We start from the raw sequence: 2147 nt of genomic DNA on the forward strand, positions 1-2147 counted from the left end.
GGCTACGAGCGCATCGGGGATGCAGTGGTGCTGACTGCACGCAACGGCATCGAGCGGATCCGGATCGACGTGCGCCGGCTGCTCGACACCACGACGCTCGACGTGCGCACGGCAGTACAACAAGCGCTCGACGCCCAACCGGACCAGCCGCCCGACCGGCGTTACGGGCAGTTCGCGTATACGCGTTTCTACGACACCCGCGGCGGCGCGCTCGGCGTGCGCGTCAAACCGATCGACACCGATGCCGCCGCTCTTACGCGCATCATCGCCGCCGGCACGCAGCGGTTTCCGGGCGCCGAGGTGTGGCAGCAGAACGTCGATATCGCCGGGCACCCGTACATTCATATCGTGGTGCCGGTGATCGACCGGCACGGGGCGCTGGCCGCTTATGCCGAGGGGCTGTTCCGGGTGTCGGATGAAGCCGTGGCGCAGGTACGGCACACGGCACTGCAGACTGCACTGTATGTCAGTCTGATCGTACTCGCGACCGCACTGTTGCTGTACCCAGTGATCCTCACGCTCATGCGTCGGGTGGCGCGCTATTCGGAGAGCCTGCTGGCCTCGAACCTGGAGACGCTTGAGGTGCTGGGCAGTGCCATTGCCAAGCGCGACAGCGACACCGATGCCCACAACTACCGCGTCACGCTCTACTCGCTGCGGCTCGCCGAGGCCGCCGGGCTTGATGACAATCGAGTGCGCGGGCTGATCAAGGGCGCGTTTCTGCACGACGTTGGCAAGATCGGCATACGCGACCATATCCTGCACAAGCCGGCGCGGCTGGACGCCGAGGAATTCCGCGTCATGCAAGCCCACGTTGATCACGGGCTCGACATCGTGCATCGCAGCCGCTGGCTGGCCGATGCCGAGGACGTGGTCGCCAGCCACCACGAGAAGTTCGACGGCAGCGGCTACCCGAAGCAGATTGCCGGAGAGGCGATCCCGATTGAGTCGCGGATTTTCGCCATTGCCGATGTATTCGATGCCCTAACCTCGCGCCGCCCCTACAAGGAACCAATGTCGTTCGACGAAACCATGCAGATCCTCGACTCCGGCCGCGGCCAGCACTTCGACCCGGCGCTGCTCGACCGCTTCGGTGCGATCGCGCGTGAGCTGTATGACCGCTACTGCGGGCGCGATGATGACAGGCTGCGCGAGGAAGTGCGCGCGCTCGTGAGCCGGTTTTTCGTCGGCGGACTGGATACCCTGCGCTACTGATACCAAATCAGCCCACTCCGCTGTCAGCCGGGCTCCACGTCCACCCGTGTACACATTCCCGCCGCACGGGTGGTCACGCGCAGCGGTAAGAACTGCTGCAACAGCCAGAGCGCAGTCTGCGCATGCGACGAGAGCGTACGCGCCAGAAAACACGACGGTCCCTGTGCCAGCGCGCCATAAATCAGAATCTGATCGGAGGCGTGGATGTCGAGCGTGGCGCCGGTGGTAATCTCTTCGCGCAGCGCCTGTGCCGCGGTTCCGGCGATACGCTCCGCGGGCACTCCGCGTTGCGCCACTTCGGAGCCGCCGAGCAGCGTGTGCGCCATGCGCGCCCACAGCACGATGGCCCCGCCCTGCCCGATCGCCTGATCCCGACCCAGTATCTGCGGCTCGATCGAGACCCGGGCCATGTCGGCGAGCATCTGCCGCACCGTGTGCTGCATGCGCTCGACAACATGCGCCGGCAAATTCGACACGTGGGCGAGGCCGTGAATCTCCTGCACCGTTCCCGGCGTCTCGATGCACAGGCCCTGGAGGCGGCCCGGCCACACCGCCACCATCACCTCCCCGCCGCCACGCGGATAGTAGCCACGCCGCAGCAGGCTGAGTTCCACATTCGCGCCCATGCGCGTCAGTAGTGGCAGCAGCACGAACCGCAGATAATCCAGCGGCGGTGCCGCGAGCACATCCGTGCCGCCGCTCAGGTGAATGTGCACCGATGCATTAGCGACGAGCGCCACGGGCAGCAAGGCCTGCAGCACCAGCGTGATGCTGCCGGCGGTGCCCACGTCGAAACGGAATTCCCCGCCGCGCAACTTGCCCGGGTGAAAGACCAGCTCCTCTGACCGCAACTCGAGACCTTCGACCCGGGCGTCGCACAAGGCCGCGACCGCCTTGACCGCGGTGAGATGCTGCGGCGCGAGGCCCGGTGG

Annotated in this window: 2 protein-coding genes; one reads left to right on the forward strand and one right to left on the reverse strand. The window is 66.2% G+C overall.

Annotation, left to right across the window (positions count from 1 at the left end; translation table 11 throughout):
• A partial coding sequence (locus WB402_RS14615; protein ID WP_424209119.1) for an HD-GYP domain-containing protein occupies nt 1-1215 on the forward strand: 1215 nt, incomplete at its 5' end.
• A gap of 23 nt (nt 1216-1238) precedes the next feature.
• Here the strand turns inward: WB402_RS14615 and rtcA are convergent.
• Nucleotides 1239-2147 (reverse strand): RNA 3'-terminal phosphate cyclase (rtcA, locus tag WB402_RS14620; protein WP_424209121.1); only part of this gene is annotated, 909 nt, incomplete at its 5' end.

Source organism: Sulfuricaulis sp. (assembly GCF_049587675.1).
Classification (GTDB): domain Bacteria; phylum Pseudomonadota; class Gammaproteobacteria; order Acidiferrobacterales; family Sulfurifustaceae; genus Sulfuricaulis.